At 68.4% G+C, this 15017-nt stretch carries 15 protein-coding genes; 7 read left to right on the forward strand and 8 right to left on the reverse strand.

The window, feature by feature from the left end:
• Positions 1–64: 64 nt before the first annotated feature.
• From GAA2_RS10385 to GAA2_RS10415, 7 genes are all read right to left on the reverse strand, one after another.
• Entirely contained in the window at positions 65–973 is a 909-nt protein-coding gene (locus GAA2_RS10385; RefSeq protein WP_159405957.1) for a 3-methyladenine DNA glycosylase, read from the reverse strand.
• On the reverse strand, positions 970–2043 hold the full coding sequence (locus GAA2_RS10390) for a hemolysin family protein (protein WP_024497480.1): 1074 nt from the start codon (positions 2041–2043) through the stop codon (positions 970–972). The genes GAA2_RS10385 and GAA2_RS10390 overlap by 4 nt, the downstream gene beginning before the upstream one ends.
• A complete protein-coding gene (locus GAA2_RS10395) occupies positions 2036–3457 on the reverse strand; it encodes a hemolysin family protein (protein ID WP_159405955.1) in 1422 nt (473 codons plus the stop codon). Before GAA2_RS10395 ends, GAA2_RS10390 begins: the two co-directional genes overlap by 8 nt.
• Position 3458: 1 nt before the next feature.
• Positions 3459–4892: a GuaB1 family IMP dehydrogenase-related protein gene (locus tag GAA2_RS10400; RefSeq protein ID WP_024497482.1), complete on the reverse strand. Its 1434-nt coding sequence runs from the start codon at positions 4890–4892 to the stop codon at positions 3459–3461.
• A gap of 16 nt (positions 4893–4908) precedes the next feature.
• A complete protein-coding gene (gene gndA, locus GAA2_RS10405) occupies positions 4909–6366 on the reverse strand; it encodes an NADP-dependent phosphogluconate dehydrogenase (RefSeq protein WP_024497483.1) in 1458 nt (485 codons plus the stop codon).
• A gap of 109 nt (positions 6367–6475) precedes the next feature.
• Complete coding sequence (locus tag GAA2_RS10410; RefSeq protein ID WP_159405954.1) at positions 6476–7426, reverse strand: M56 family metallopeptidase; 951 nt, start codon at positions 7424–7426, stop codon at positions 6476–6478.
• 47 nt (positions 7427–7473) lie between these two features.
• Positions 7474–7872, reverse strand: a complete 399-nt coding sequence (locus GAA2_RS10415; protein ID WP_024497485.1) for a BlaI/MecI/CopY family transcriptional regulator — start codon at positions 7870–7872, stop codon at positions 7474–7476.
• Between the two features lie 319 nt (positions 7873–8191).
• On the opposite strand from GAA2_RS10415, the gene GAA2_RS10420 reads away from it, so the two are divergent.
• The 7 genes from GAA2_RS10420 (at position 8192) to GAA2_RS10450 (ending at position 13407) form a co-directional block, all read left to right on the forward strand.
• Positions 8192–8614 carry a PaaI family thioesterase gene (locus GAA2_RS10420; RefSeq protein ID WP_006435508.1) on the forward strand — a complete coding sequence of 141 codons (423 nt, stop codon included), beginning with the start codon at positions 8192–8194 and terminating at the stop codon, positions 8612–8614.
• 173 nt (positions 8615–8787) lie between these two features.
• Positions 8788–9090: an urease subunit gamma gene (locus tag GAA2_RS10425; protein WP_006435509.1), complete on the forward strand. Its 303-nt coding sequence runs from the start codon at positions 8788–8790 to the stop codon at positions 9088–9090.
• Positions 9091–9134: 44 nt separating this feature from the next.
• A complete protein-coding gene (locus tag GAA2_RS10430; RefSeq protein WP_024497487.1) occupies positions 9135–9527 on the forward strand; it encodes an urease subunit beta in 393 nt (130 codons plus the stop codon).
• A 1-nt stretch (position 9528) separates the two neighbouring features.
• The gene (locus GAA2_RS10435; protein ID WP_159405953.1) at positions 9529–11247 is read left to right on the forward strand and encodes an urease subunit alpha; all 1719 of its coding nucleotides are present in this window, start codon (positions 9529–9531) and stop codon (positions 11245–11247) included.
• Positions 11247–11921 carry an urease accessory protein UreF gene (locus tag GAA2_RS10440; RefSeq protein WP_159405952.1) on the forward strand — a complete coding sequence of 225 codons (675 nt, stop codon included), beginning with the start codon at positions 11247–11249 and terminating at the stop codon, positions 11919–11921. The genes GAA2_RS10435 and GAA2_RS10440 overlap by 1 nt, the downstream gene beginning before the upstream one ends.
• 53 nt (positions 11922–11974) lie before the next feature.
• Positions 11975–12661 (forward strand): urease accessory protein UreG, encoded by a 687-nt coding sequence (gene ureG, locus GAA2_RS10445; RefSeq protein ID WP_006435513.1) that lies wholly within the window; start codon positions 11975–11977, stop codon positions 12659–12661.
• 2 nt (positions 12662–12663) lie between these two features.
• The gene (locus GAA2_RS10450) at positions 12664–13407 is read left to right on the forward strand and encodes an urease accessory protein UreD (RefSeq protein WP_159406170.1); all 744 of its coding nucleotides are present in this window, start codon (positions 12664–12666) and stop codon (positions 13405–13407) included.
• Positions 13408–13443: 36 nt separating this feature from the next.
• On the opposite strand, the gene GAA2_RS10455 is transcribed toward GAA2_RS10450, so the two are convergent.
• On the reverse strand, positions 13444–14985 hold the full coding sequence (locus GAA2_RS10455; RefSeq protein WP_159406171.1) for an NAD(P)/FAD-dependent oxidoreductase: 1542 nt from the start codon (positions 14983–14985) through the stop codon (positions 13444–13446).
• Positions 14986–15017 lie beyond the last annotated feature (32 nt).

Raw genomic sequence — 15017 nt, forward strand, 5'->3', positions numbered from 1 at the left:
CTCGAGCGAATGAAGACACATCTATGCTACTCGCCGGTAACGCCGAACCGTACAGGCGTCCTGTTTAGGCGTGGCGCGCGATCCCGGCCAGGTGCGTACACCGTCGTAACACCTCCGCGCGGAGTTGTGTTCCGGCATCGGCGATGGCCGATTGCTCGCGGACGTACTCTGCTCGTCCGGCCGGTGTCTCGATCGGGACCGGCTCGTAGCCGAGGTCACGCAGATCGTAGGGGCTGGCCCGCATGTCGAGGTCCCGAGCGCGTAAGGCCAACTCGAAGCAGTCGACCGTCAGGCCGGCGGGCAGCAGTGGCGCCAGAGTGAAGCAGTGGCGATAGAGATCCATGGTGGCGTGCAAGCAGCCCGGCTGTTCGTGGTCGATCTGCGACGCGCGGCTCAGCTGGTTCTCGTTGCGCGGCCGGGCCGGCTCGGTGAAGAAGCGGAAGGCGTCGAAGTGTGTGCAGCGCAACGGCATCTGCTCGACGACGCGGTCGGTGCCCGCCCGGCCCAGCCGAAGTGGGACGTCGTGCCGGGCCTCGTCGGTGCGGTAGACCATCGCCCACTCGTGAAGTCCGAAGCATCCGAACCGAGCCGGGCGCGCGGCAGTGGCGCCGAGGAGGTCCACGGTGGCCCGTAAGGCGTCTCGACGGCGCCGGACATAGTCGAGACCCACGTGCACGCCGGACTCGGTGCGTTCGTAGCCGCGCAACGGCAGGAACTCGTCGGCGTCCTGGAGGACGACACCGAAGCCCGGATGCCAGCGCAGAACATGCGAGGGACGCGCTGAGTAGTAGGTGAACAGGAAGTCGATGACCGGGTGTTTGACGCCCTTGCGACGGGCGTCCAGATAGGGACCGATGAGCGCGTCGACACGGCGGCGGTGGTCGTCGCGTCGCGCGCGCCATTCCTGCCCGGTCAGTCGCTCCTTCTCGTTCGACCCGTCCTGCTGGTCCGGGTGCACGGTCACGGCGGTCATACGCGGTGGGTCTCGTCCCGGACGTTGCCGACGAACTCCTCGACGAGGTCGGCGAGCGGGACGATGCCGATGGTCCGGCCGTTGTCATCGACGACGGCGCCCAGATGCGAACTCGTGCGGCGCAGCACGGTCGTCGCCTCGTCGAGGGGCGTGGTCGAGGCGATGACCGGCAGCGGCCGGATCTTGTCGACACCGATGATGGTGTCTGGGCCGATGTGCTCGTCGAGAATCTCGTCGAGGACGTCTTTCAGGTGCAGATAGCCGGTGAAGGTGCCGTCCGGTCCGCGGACCGGGAAGCGGGAGAAGCCGGTCTCGCTGACGGCCTTCTCGACGGCGCCGAGCGTGGGCCCGATGCCGCCGGTCGCCGACACCTGAACCTTGACGCTGCGCATCTTGTCGAGGGGGATCATCACCTCGGTGACGGTACGGCCGATGGACTGCAGGGCCCGGGTCAGGCGCTCGTGTTCCTCGGCGTCGATGAGTCCCTCCTGCTTGGACTCGCCGAGCATCTGCGCCAGCTCGCCCAACGACACCGTGGACTCGAGTTCGTCCTTGGGCTCGACGCGCATCAGCCGCAGCGAGATGTTGGCGGTCCAGTTGTAGAAGGAGATCAACGGACGCACCAGACGGATGAACATCAGATGCACCGGGACCAGCAGCATGGCCGCCGATTCGGGTCCGGCGAGTGCGATGTTCTTCGGCACCATCTCGCCGAGCAGGATGTGCAGCACGACCACCAGGGACAGGGCGATGGCGAAGGAGATCGGGTGCAGCAGGGCGTGCGGCACGTGGGCGAGTTCCAGTGGCTTCTCGACGAGGTGGGCGACCGCCGGTTCGCCGACGCGGCCGAGCAGGATCGAGCAGATCGTGATGCCCAGCTGCGCCCCGGCCAGCATCAGCGACAGGTGTTCACCGGCTCGGATGACGGTCCGTGCACGACTCTTTCCGCTCTCGGCCAACGCCTCGAGGCGGTCGCGGCGCGCCGAGATCAGCGAGAACTCGGCACCGACGAAGAAGGCGTTGCCCGCCAGCAGCGCGAAGGCCAGCACGACCGCCCAGAGGTCACCCATCGGCGTCCTCCGGATGTCGTGGCTCGTCTCCGAGGGGCTCGCCGGACGGGGCCGGACGCAGTGCGACTACGTCGACTCGACGGCCGTCCATCTGGGCGACGGTGGCCCGCCAGGTGATGTCGTCGCGCGCCTCGGGCATCTCGGGTGAGCCGTCGCCGTCGCCGACGGGGGAGCGGCGCGGCAGGTCGACGAGGTCGTCGACAGTGGGAATGCGTCCGAGGCAGTACATGATCAGGCCGCCGAGGGTGTCATAGGGTCCGTCGGGAGCGTGGTAGCCGGTCGCGTCGTAGAGTTCGTCGATCCGCAGCAGCCCGGCACACAGGTAGCCGTTGCCGTCGATCGGGACGACATCCGCGCGTTCGTAGTCGTGCTCGTCGGTGACGTCGCCGAGGATCTCTTCGATGAGGTCCTCGGTGGTGACGATCCCGGCGGTACCGCCGTATTCGTCGATGACGACGCACAGTTCCATACCGTCGGCGCGGATGCGTTCCATCAGGGCGTCCCCGTCGAGGCTGGCGGGTACCCGCGGGACGCTGCGCGCGATCGACGTGACCCGGGTCGTGGCCTGGCGTTCGGGCGGGACGGTGAAGGCCTGCTTGATGTGGACCACGCCGACGAGATCGTCGAGATCTCCGTCGACGACGACCGGGAAGCGCGAGTGACCGGTACGCGACGAGGCCATCACGAGGTCGCGCACGGTGTCGTCGCGGTCGAGGGTGTCGATGGTGACGCGGGGGGTCATCAGGTCTTCGGCGGTGAGCTCGCCGAAACGCAGAGATCGGTCCACGAGCGTCGCGGTCTGCTCGTCGAGCGCGCCGCGCCGCGCTGAGTTGCGGACCAGGGACACCAGCTCCTGCGGTGAGCGGGCCGAGGCGAGTTCGTCGGTGGGTTCGACGCCGAGTCGGCGGACGACCCAGTTGGCGGTGCCGTTGAGTCCGTTGATCGCCCAGCGGAAGACAGCGGAGAAGGCGGTCATCGGACCGGACGTGGCGCGGGCGACGGCCAGCGACTTCGCGATCGCGAGGTTCTTCGGGATCAGCTCGCCCAGGACCATCGACAACGATGTGGCGATGACGAGCGCGAGGATGAGCGAGGTCGCCGAGGCGACCGACTCGCTCACCCCGGCCGCGGCCAGCGGTGGCTTGAAGATGCGGGCGAGGACGGGTTCGGCGATGTAGCCGGTGATCAGCGTGGTGATCGTGATGCCGAGCTGGGCGCCCGACAACTGAAACGACAGCGTCGAATGCGCGCGCTGCACGAGGCGGGAGCGACGGTCTCCGCGTTTGGCGACATCGGCGGAGATGGTGGATCGTTCGAGGGCGGTCAGGGAGAACTCGGCCGCGACGAACAGCGCGGTGCCCAGGGTCAGGGCGATGAACCCGACCAGGCTCGCGACGAGCAGCAGGACCCCCACGTCACCACCCGCCCGGCAGGGGACGCCCTTCGGCGAAGCCGGCGGGCGACTGGATCCCGAGGACGACCTTGTCGTGCAGCTCCCGCAGGTTTCGGGCCCCGGTGTACGTGGCGGTGCTGCGGATCCCGGAACAGATGTGGTCGATGAGGTCCTCGACGCCCGGGCGATCGGGATCGAGTCGAATACGCGATGTCGAGATGCCCTCCTCGAAGAGACTCCTGCGGGCGCGGTCGTACGGACTGTCGCCGGAGGTCCGGGCGGCCACGGCGCGTTTCGACGCCATGCCGAAACTCACCTTGTACGGACCGAGTTCGTCCTCGTGGAGGTCACCGGGCGATTCGTGCGTGCCCGCGAACCACGAGCCGACCATCACGTTCGACGCACCGGCCGCCAGCGCGAGGGCGACGTCCCGCGGATGACGGACACCGCCGTCGGCCCACACCGACGCTCCGTGACTCGCTGCGACACCGGCGCATTCGGCGACGGCGGAGAACTGCGGACGGCCCACACCGGTCATCATCCGGGTGGTGCACATCGCGCCCGGACCGACACCGACCTTGACGATCGACGCGCCCGCGGCGAGGAGGTCGAGGGTGCCCTCCGCCGAGACCACGTTGCCCGCTGCGATCGGGACCCCGAGTCCCGCGTCGGCCACCGACTTCAGTGCGCTGAGCATCTTCTCCTGATGGCCGTGAGCGGTGTCGATGACCAGGAGGTCGGCGCCGGCGGCGGCGAGCGCGCGGGCCTTGCCGGCCACGTCGCCGTTGATCCCGACGGCGGCGGCGATCCGCAGCGCGCCGGTGTCGTCGACGTTCGGCTCGTAGATCGCGTGGCGCAGAGCACCCACGCGGTTCAGGACCCCGGCCAGTCTGCCGTCCGCATCCACGAGCACTGCCACGCCGAGGTGGAGGTCGCCGAGCGCGTCGAACACCTCGCGGGGCGGGGTGTCGACGGGCAGGGTGACGATGTCGGGGTCGAGTACGTCGCGTACCCGGGTGAAACGGTCGACGTCGCGGCACCGTCTCTCGGTCACGACGCCGACCGGATGTCCGTCGTCGACCACGACCGCCACCCCGTGGGATCGCTTCGGGATCAACGCGATCGCATCGGTCACCGAGTCCGACCGGGTGAGCGTGACCGGGGTGTCGGCCACGAGGTGCCGTGATTTCACGAAGGCGATCGAAGCCGCGGCGGCCTCGATGGGGAGGTCCTGAGGGAGGACCACGAGTCCGCCGCGGCGCGCGACCGTCTCGGCCATGCGCTTGCCCGCGACCGCGGTCATGTTCGCCACGACGAGTGGGATGGTGGTCCCACTCCCGTCCGAGGTCGACAGATCGACATCGAATCGCGAACTGACCTCCGACCTGCTGGGGACGATGAAGACATCGTCGTAGGTCAGGTCGTGGGTCGGTCGATGGCCTTCGATGAATCGCACCGGTTCTCGCAGGCTCCTATTCGGTCACTTCCGAGCGGTCGCCGCTCCACAGCGTGTGGAAGGTGCCTTCCTTGTCCACGCGCTGGTAGGTGTGCGCACCGAAGAAGTCGCGCAGACCCTGGGTGAGAGCGGCCGGCAGGCGCTCGGCGCGCAGGCCGTCGTAGTAGGACAGTGACGATGCGAAGGCCGGCACCGGGATGCCGAGCAGCGTCGCGGTCGAGACGACGCGTCGCCAGCTGTCGATGCCCACCTCGACCGCCTCGCGGAAGTAGGGGGCCAGCAGCAGGCTGGGCAGGTCCGGATCCTCGTGGTAGGCCTCGCGGATGCGGTTGAGGAACTGCGCCCGGATGATGCAGCCGCCGCGCCAGATGGTCGCCAGCGAACCGCGGTCGACGTTCCAGCCGTATTCGGCGCTGCCTGCGGCGATCTGATCGAAGCCCTGTGCGTAGGCGACGACCTTCGAGGCGTAGAGGGCGGTCTTGATGTCGTTGATGAACTGCGCCTTGTCGGTGGGCGAGGCACCGAGGTTGCCCGACGACAGGCCGCGGGCCGCGACACGCTGATCGGTGGCGCTCGACAGTGCGCGGGCGAACACGGCCTCGGCGATGCCGGTGGTCGGGATCCCCAGGTCCAGTGCGGACTTCACGGTCCAGCGGCCGGTGCCCTTCTGGCCGGCGGCGTCGACGATCACGTCGACGAGGGGCTTGCCGGTCTCGGCGTCGACCTGGCTGAGCACCTCGGCGGTGATCTCGATCAGGTAGCTCTCGAGTTCGGTGCCGTTCCACTCACGGAAGACGTCGGCGATCTCGGAGACTGGCATGTCGAGGGCTTTGCGCATCAGGTCGTAGGCCTCACCGATGAGCTGCATGTCGGCGTACTCGATGCCGTTGTGGACCATCTTGACGAAGTGGCCGCTGCCGTCGGGGCCGATGTGGGTGCAGCACGGTTCGCCGTCGACCTGGGCGGCGATCGACTCGAGCAACGGGCCGAGCGATTCGTAGGACTCGGCGGGACCGCCGGGCATGATCGACGGGCCGTTGAGCGCGCCCTCCTCGCCGCCGGAGATGCCGGCGCCGACGAAGTTCAGTCCCCGGGCCGACATCGCGGCCTCGCGGCGGATGGTGTCGGTGTAGAGCGCGTTTCCGCCGTCGATGATGATGTCGCCCGGCTCCATCGCATCGGCGAGCTCGTTGATGACCGCGTCGGTGGCGTCGCCCGCCTTGACCATGATCAGGACGCGGCGCGGACGCTCGAGTGCGGCGACGAATTCGGCGACCGTCTCGGTGCGGATGAATTCGCCGTCGCTGCCGTGGTTCTCGAGCAGTGCATCGGTCTTGGCGACGCTGCGGTTGTGCAGCGCGACCGTGTACCCGTGACGGGCGAAGTTACGCGCGATGTTCGAACCCATGACGGCCAGACCGGTGACGCCGATCTGAGCTTTCCCGGACGGTGACGATCCCTCGACGTTGTTCATGCCCGACAGCCTATTGCCTCACGATCCGATCCGGCGATCTGCCTCACCTTTGGTGTATGCCCGGACGATGTTCACAGCAGTCGTCCAGAGCGCGGAGAGCGGACCGCTCTCACAACGCCGACATCAGGCGATTGAGTTCGGTGAGCCACGGGATCGCGACCGCGAGGGTCGGCAGGACCAGGATGCCGGCAGCGGTGACGTAGGCGCCGACCGCGATCCAGCGGGCGGGGCGGTCGTCGCGCAGACGGTGGACACGGGTGAGCGTGGTGGGTCCGCCGACGGCCATCGCGCCGCGAGGAGCGACCGCGTCGGCGCAGGCGACGAGTGCGCGTCCGAGGGTCGTCGGCGCGGTGGCGCGAACGGCCTGATCGTCGGCGAGCGCTTCGACGAGCAGTTCGGCGGCGCCGAGGGCGGAACTGGACCGGACGAACCGCGGGAAGGCCTCGTGCAGGGCGATGAACGCCTCGAGGACGAGGTCGTGGCGTGCGCGCAGGTGAGCCCGCTCGTGGGCGATGACGGCGATGAGCTCGTCGCGGGTCAGGCGATGGACGACGCCTTCGCTGACGACGACGCGTTGCCTCAGGCCGGGGAGGCAGTAGGCGAGCGGCTGCTCGACGTCGATCATCCGGACGTCGCGGGCGTAGAGCGGATCATCGGCGTCGGTCCGGTCGCAGCGATCGAGGATGTCGATCAGCTGGCGGTGGGCTTTGCGGCGGGCGCGGGTGCGCAGCCCGACGCGAATGGTCGTGTAGAAGAGGCGGGCGCCGACCAGCAGGGTGAGGACGAAGACACCTACGCAGGTCAGCCACAGGGGGAGGCCGAGGCGTTCCATCTCGTGCAGCGGATGTGTCGTCGGTGTGCCGTCGGCGCCGATCACCAGGAGGTTGGCCGCGATCGCCAGGCCACAGCTGAACGCCGACAACACGGCGGCGAGAGCGATGGCCTGCCACAGCGTCATCGCCGGGCGCGGGGCTCTGATCGGCCATCGTGCCCGGGACAGTGCCTCGGGTACAGGGCCGGCGAGCACCAAGCTGACGATGCCGAAGAGCAGGGCGGTCATCCGGTGGGCTTCCTCAAAGGGTGGGCTGTTGGGGGTGTGCCGCGAATCTAACCGGTCTCGCCGGTTCCTCGTGCGGCTTCGAGTTCATCGAGGGCCTCGCGGAGTGCGGCGGCCTCATCTGCGCCGACCCGGCCGACGAAGGACACGAGCGCGGCGTGCCGTGACCCCGGTGCGTCGGCCTCGCTGAGCGCGTCGACCATCAGGTTCGCGACCAGGTCCTCACGGGGGTGCGTCGGAACGTACTTGTGCGCGCGGTCGTCGCGGATCTGGGTCACGAGGTTCTTCTTCGCCAGCCGCTGCAGCACGGTCATCACCGTCGTGTAGGCGAGTGACCGATCCCGCGACAGTTCGGCATGTACCTGCCGCACGGTCTTCGGTTCGGATCCGGCCCACAACGTGTCCATCACCGCGCGCTCGAGGTCGCCTAGCCCAGTCATCTTTCGCATTTTACTGCTGTGCCTCCCGTTGTGTGTCTCTCGGCTCGCGTCTTCACCCGATCGACGCGTCCGCGCCGGCGATCGCGCCTCTCACGTGGCTTTTCACCACAGCCCTTGACACGTTGGTAAGGCTAGCCTACATTAAGTGACGTCGGACCGCGCGAGAGTCCTGAGGGCTGCAGAGACCCCCGGTCGACGCCACGGAAGGTCCCGCATCTCGACGAGGTGCGGGGCCTTCCGGTTTCTCTGAGGAGAGAACGCCGGCCCCGGCATCCGTGTTCCCGGGGCGGTATCGCCAACGGCGCGGAGCCGTGTCAGTGTTGACGCCATGACTGCGAACAGTGCGGACGAGATCCTCCAGAGCTCCTTCGGCAAGGGACTCGACGGCGTGCTCGGACTCGAGGTCGTCGAGGCCGGGCCGGACCGGATCGTCGCGACGATGGAGATCACCGAGAGTCACCATCAGCCGTTCGGGATCGTCCACGGCGGTGTCTACTGCGCGATCGGCGAGAGCGTCGCGAGCATGAGCGGGTTCTTCTGGCTGCAGGAGACGGGTATCGGGGGCACGGCGGTCGGGGTCAACAACAACACCGACTTCCTGCGGTCGGTGAGCTCGGGAACGGTCACCGCGACCTCGACGCCGATCCACCGCGGCCGGCGCCAGCAGCTGTGGGCTGTCGACATGGTCGACCAGGACGGCACGTTGCTCGCCAGGACGCAGGTGCGACTCCAGAACATCGAGGCCCGCTGACAGGTTTGCTGACCACGTCCCGGTGACGGCGGTCTCACCGCCGGAGGGCTGACCCGCGGCGTTCCGGGCGGCGGATCGGCGTCGGCGAGCCGTGGCCACGCCGACGTGGCAGGATGTCTCCACTGCCATCGACCACGACCTCCCGGGTCGGCGATCTGCGAGGAGCGATCTCGGTGCGACTGTCGCCGCATGAACAAGAACGGCTGTTGATCTCGTATGCGGCCGAACTCGCGCGACGACGGCAGGCCCGCGGACTCAGGCTCAACCATCCCGAAGCGGTTGCGCTCATCACCGACCACGTCCTCGAGGGTGCCCGCGACGGTCGATCGGTGGCCGAGCTCATGACCTCCGGTCGTGAGGTGCTCGGACGCGACGACGTGATGGACGGCGTGCCCGAGATGCTGCACGACGTCCAGGTCGAGGCGACGTTCCCCGACGGCACCAAGCTGGTGACCGTCCACGACCCGATCGTCTGACCGCTGCTCCGCCAACCGATCCGAGCTGCTGAAGAGAGACCGAGATGTCGGGTACGCCACCCACCGCAACACGCTCCTCACTCGTCCCGGGTGAGGTGATCCCCGCCGAGGGCACGATCGAGCTGAACGCCGGCGCCGACACCGTCGAGTTGACTGTGGTCAACACCGGCGACCGCCCGGTCCAGGTCGGGAGCCATGTGCACTTCCCGCAGTCCAATCCCGCGCTCGACTTCGACCGAGCGCTCGCGCACGGACGACGCCTCGATATCCCTGCCGGTACCGCAGTGCGGTTCGAACCGGGTATCGAGATGACCGTCGGCCTCGTCCCGCTCGGGGGAACCCGTGAGGTGTACGGGATCTCGCTGGATCCGCCGGGCGAATGCGGACCGGTGGGTGCTCCCGCTCCCATGACGGATCGCGCCGACGGGAGCAAGTGACATGGCAACACTCGGCCGCGATCGCTACGCGCAGCTCTTCGGTCCGACGACCGGCGACCTGATCCGCCTCGCCGACACCGATCTGCTCATCGAGGTCACCGATGACCTCTCGGGCGGCCCCGGGCGCGCCGGTGAGGAAGCAGTCTTCGGTGGTGGCAAGGTGATCCGCGAATCGATGGGCCAGAGCCGTGCGACCCGCGCCGACGGTTCACCCGACACGATCATCACCGGCGTCGTGGTCCTCGATCACTGGGGAATCATCAAGGCGGACCTGGGAATTCGCGACGGACGCATCGTCGCGCTGGGTAAAGCGGGAAACCCCGACACGATGGACGGCGTCCACCCCGGCCTCGTCATCGGACCCTCGACGGAGATCATCGCCGGCAACGGCAAGATCGTCACCGCAGGTGCCATCGACTGCCACGTGCACTTCATCTGCCCGCAGATCATGGACGAAGCACTCGGCAACGGCATCACGACGATGATCGGCGGGGGGACGGGCCCGGCCGAGGGGAGCAAGGCCACCACCGTCACCCCGGGTGCCTGGCATCTCGCGTCGATCCTCGCCGCTACGGACCACTGGCCGATGAACATCGCGCTGCTCGGCAAGGGCAACACGGTCAGCGCGGCCGCGATGCACGAACAGATCCGGGCGGGCGCTTCGGGTTTCAAACTGCACGAGGACTGGGGGAGCACACCGGCCGCGATCGACGCGTGTCTGCGGGTGGCCGAGGAGACCGGGGTGCAGGTCGCCCTGCACTCCGACACGCTCAACGAAGCGGGCTTCGTGGAGAGCACGCTCGGCGCGATCGCCGGCCGCAGCATCCACGCGTATCACACCGAGGGCGCCGGCGGTGGCCATGCGCCGGACATCATCACGGTCGCGGCATATGCGAATGTGCTTCCGTCGTCGACCAATCCGACGCGGCCGCACACCGTGAACACCCTCGACGAGCACCTCGACATGCTGATGGTGTGTCATCACCTCAACCCCACGGTGCCGGAGGATCTGGCGTTCGCGGAGAGCCGGATCCGGCCGTCCACCATCGCCGCCGAGGATCTGCTGCACGACCTGGGCGCGATCTCGATGATCGGTTCGGACTCGCAGGCGATGGGCCGTGTCGGCGAGGTGGTCTTGCGCACCTGGCAGACCGCCCACGTCATGAAACGCAAGCGCGGTGCGCTGCCCGGAGACGGTCGCGCCGACAACAACCGGGCCCGGCGGTACATCGCCAAGTACACGATCTGCCCGGCCGTCGCGCACGGCTTCGACGACGAGATCGGGTCGGTGGAGGTCGGCAAGCTCGCCGACCTCGTGCTCTGGGACCCCGCGTTTTTCGGCGTCCGGCCCGATCTGGTGATCAAGGGCGGTGCGATCGCGTGGGCGGCGATGGGTGACGCGAACGCGTCGATTCCCACGCCGCAACCGGTCCTGCCGCGTCCGATGTTCGGTGCCGCACCGAAACTGGCGGCCGCCACGTCGGTGAATTTCGTCGCCCCCGGCGCGGACCCCGACCTCGCCGAGCGGATCGGTGTCGATCGCCGACTGGTCCCGGTCAAGAACACCCGCGGGGTCGGCAAGGCCGACATGGTCAACAACGACGCGTGCCCGACGATCGAGGTCGATCCCGACACGTTCACGGTGAAGGTCGACGGCGAGGTGTGGGATGCCGAGCCGGTGTCCGAACTGCCGATGGCACAGCGGTACTTCCTGTTCTGATGTCCGACCGTTCGGAATCGTCCCCGTCCTCGCCCGCACACGCGCCGCTGGCGATGATGCTGGCGCTCGCCGACTCCCGGCTTCCCGTCGGCGGGCACGTGCACTCCGGTGGCGTCGAACAGGCGATCGCCGACGGATTCATCCGCACGGCAACGGATCTGGCGTACTTCCTGTATCGCAGGGTCACCACGAGCGGTCTCGTGGCGGCGTCGGTCGCCGCTGCGGTCGCCGATGGGGCACTGGAAGTCGGTGCGGCGCAACGTGAGGTGAATGCACGCACCCCGTCGGCCGCAGCCCGCAAGGCGTCGCTCGCGCAGGGCCGGGGAATGGTCCGGCTTGCGCGCCGCATGTTTCCCGACCACGACTGGACGGTGCACCGGCCGGCCACACATCTGCCGGTCATCAGCGGATCGATCGGCGCCGCGTCGTCCCTGTCCGGATTCCACACCGCACTGATTCTCGTCTACACGACGATGAGCGGCTCGGCGACCGCCGGCCAGCGCCTGCTCGCCCTCGATCCGGCGGATGTCTCGATCATGATCGCCGACCTCGGTGCCGAATGCGAACGAGTCGCGGCCGAGGCCGCCGTGGGGCTTGCGGACCTGTCCGACCCGGTCCTCGACATCTTCGCCGAACGCCATGAGCGACAATCGATGCCGCTCTTCATGTCCTGAAAATCCGGGTCTACCGGAAATCGTCCTGAAGCCCCGACCGAGAGGAGTCGACGATGCCCCCGCATCTCATCGACGGGCAGCCCCACAGCCACGACCACGACCGTCCCCGCCGGAAGCGTGAACCCGGTGAGGCGCTGCGCATCGGCGTCGGCGGCCCCGTCGGATCCGGGAAGACCGCACTGGTCGCCGCGCTCTGCCGCCAGCTGCGCGACGAGCTGTCGGTCGCGGTGCTGACCAACGACATCTACACGACCGAGGACGCGGACTTTCTGCGCCGCAACGCGGTCCTGCCCGACGAGCGGATAACCGCGGTCCAGACGGGGGGGTGCCCGCACACCGCGATCCGCGACGACATCACCGCCAATCTCGACGCCATCGACGACCTCGTCGAGGCGAATCCGCCGCTCGATCTGATCCTGGTCGAGTCCGGTGGCGACAATCTCACGGCGACGTTCTCGACGGGCCTCATCGACGTCCAGATCTTCGTGATCGACGTGGCCGGTGGCGACAAGGTGCCCCGCAAGGGCGGTCCGGGCGTCACGTTCTCGGATCTGCTGGTGATCAACAAAACCGATCTGGCCGAGCGCGTGAACGCCGACCTCGACGTCATGCGGCGCGATGCGGACAAGGTACGCGAGGGACGTCCGACGGCGATGATCTCACTGACCGACGATCCGGCGGCCACCGACGTGCTGGCCTGGGTCCGCGAGCAGCTCGCGGCACCCGTGACGACCGGCTAGCGATGCGTACCGACGTCGAGATCACCGCGACCGCCGACCGCGGTGTGCGGCACCGCGCGACCGGTGGTCTCGCCGTCCGGGTGACCGCACCCGGCCACGTGCAGTTGATCGGTACCGCAGCGACGCCGCTGGGTGGCGACGAGATCGCGGTCCGCATCAGGGTGGAGCCCGGCGCACATCTGAGCGTGGGCACCGTCGCCGCCACGATCGCGCTGCCTGCCCGGGACCGCGCGGATTCCCGGGCCCGGTGGGAGATCGAGGTGGGTGCGGGCGGTCGTCTGCGTCTCGATCCGCAGCCGACCGTGGTGGCCGGCGGCGCGGTCCACACTTCCGACGTCGTCGTCGAGATCGAGCCGACCGGGATTCTCGATCTGTACGAGCACGTGCAGATCGGCCGGGCTGTCCAGATCGACCGGGCGACGATCACGGATCTCGACCGGATCGACCGCGACCGAACCGGCTCCTGGACCGGTGGCCTACGGGTGACGGTCGGCGGTGAGGTCTGGCTGGCACATCGGGTCATGCTGGGCGCGTCGACACCCGCCGCCGCGATCGGTCATCGTGCGATGAGCAACGTCTTCCGTTTCCCGGATGACCGCCCGGAAGCCGTGCATCCGAGCGAGTTCGCGGCTCGGCTGCGCCTGGCCGGGGAAGCCACACTCACCAGCGCACTCGGCACGTCGGTGACGGCCACGCGCCGCCTGACCGACGCTCTCGACACCGCAGCGCTGGTCCCCAACGGTTAGGGGACCAGCGCTGCGGTAGGTCTGTCTGCCCGGGCCTCAGCTGGCCTCGGCTTCGGACTCCTTGCCTGCAGGATCCTTGCCGGCGGCGTCCTTGCCCTCGGTGGGCACCGAGCCGGATGCGTCGGTGGCCTTCGAGTCCACGGTCCCCGTGTCGGTCTTCGCGGCCTCGGCGTCGGGTCCGGCTCCGTTGCTCTCCGCGGCCTGCTTCTCCAATGCCGACAACTGTCCGATCGCGGTGCGAGCGTAGACCTGCTGTTCGGTGACGGCGAGCTGCGAGCGGCCGCGGGTGGTGAACGCGAAGAACCAGTTGATCAGCGTGTTCAGCCGGTTGCGGAAGCCCACCAGGTAAACGAGGTGCAGCGCGAGCCAGCCCAGCCACGCGAAGTAGCCCTCGGTCTCGAAGGGCTTCTTGAAGCCCGGGATCGGGACCTGCATCACCGCGGAGTACCGCGAGATGGTCGCCATCGAACCCTTGTCCCAGTAGCTGAACGGCTTGCGCTGGTCCGGCGTCTGGCCCTTGAGCTCGGCCTTGATCGCATCGGCGGCGTAGCGACCACCCTGGATCGCACCCTGTGCGACACCGGGCACGCCGTCGACGGCCATCATGTCGCCGACCACGAAGACCTCGGGGTGACCCGGGATCGTCAGGTCCGGTCCGACCTTCACCCGGCCCGCGCGGTCGAGTTCGACACCGGACTGTTCGGCGAGTTGCTGGCCGAGCGGGCTGGCCTGGACACCGGCCGACCACACCTTGCACTGCGACTCGATGCGACGGGTGGTGCCGTCTTTTTCCTTGACGACCAGACCGTCGTAGTCGACGTCCACGACCATCGCGTTGAGCTGGATCTCCACGCCCATCTTCTCGAGACGGGCCGCGGCCTTCCCGCCGAGCTTGGGGCCGAACGGCGGCAGCACGGCGGGGGCCGCGTCGAGAAGGATGACGCGGGCCTCGGTGGGGTCGATGTTGCGGAAGGCGCCCTTGAGGGTCTTGTCGCTCATCTCCGCGATCTGCCCGGCGAGTTCGACACCGGTCGGACCGGCACCGACGACCACGAAGGTCAGCAGCTTGGCGCGTTCGGCGGGGTCATGGGACAGCTCGGCCTGCTCGAAGGCGCCGAGGATTCGTCCGCGGAGCTCGAGCGCGTGGTCGATGGTCTTCATGCCCGGTGCGTACTCGGCGAAGTGGTCGTTGCCGAAGTACGACTGATCGGCGCCGGCCGCGACGATCAGGTCGTCGTAAGGGGTGACCGTGATGCGTTCGAGCAGTCGCGAGGTGACCGTCTTGGCCTCGAGGTCGATGTCGAACACGTCGCCCATCAGCACGGAGGTGTTCTTCTGTTTGCGCAGCACGACGCGGGTCGCCGGGGCGATCTCACCTTCGGCGACGATGCCCGTGGCGACCTGGTAGAGCATCGGCTGGAAGAGATGGTGGGTGGTCTTGGCGATCAGCGTCACGTCGACGTCGGCCTTCGCCAGACGCTGGGCGGCGAACAATCCGCCGAAGCCGGAGCCGATGATGACCACTTTCCTGCGGTCGGTGGCCGCTACAGCGGGGGCCTGGACGGCGGGGCTGCTCATCTCCAGACATCTCCTTCTCGCTCGTTGGGGGA

This window comes from Gordonia ajococcus, from assembly GCF_012974285.1.
In the GTDB taxonomy this organism is placed as follows: domain Bacteria; phylum Actinomycetota; class Actinomycetes; order Mycobacteriales; family Mycobacteriaceae; genus Gordonia; species Gordonia amicalis.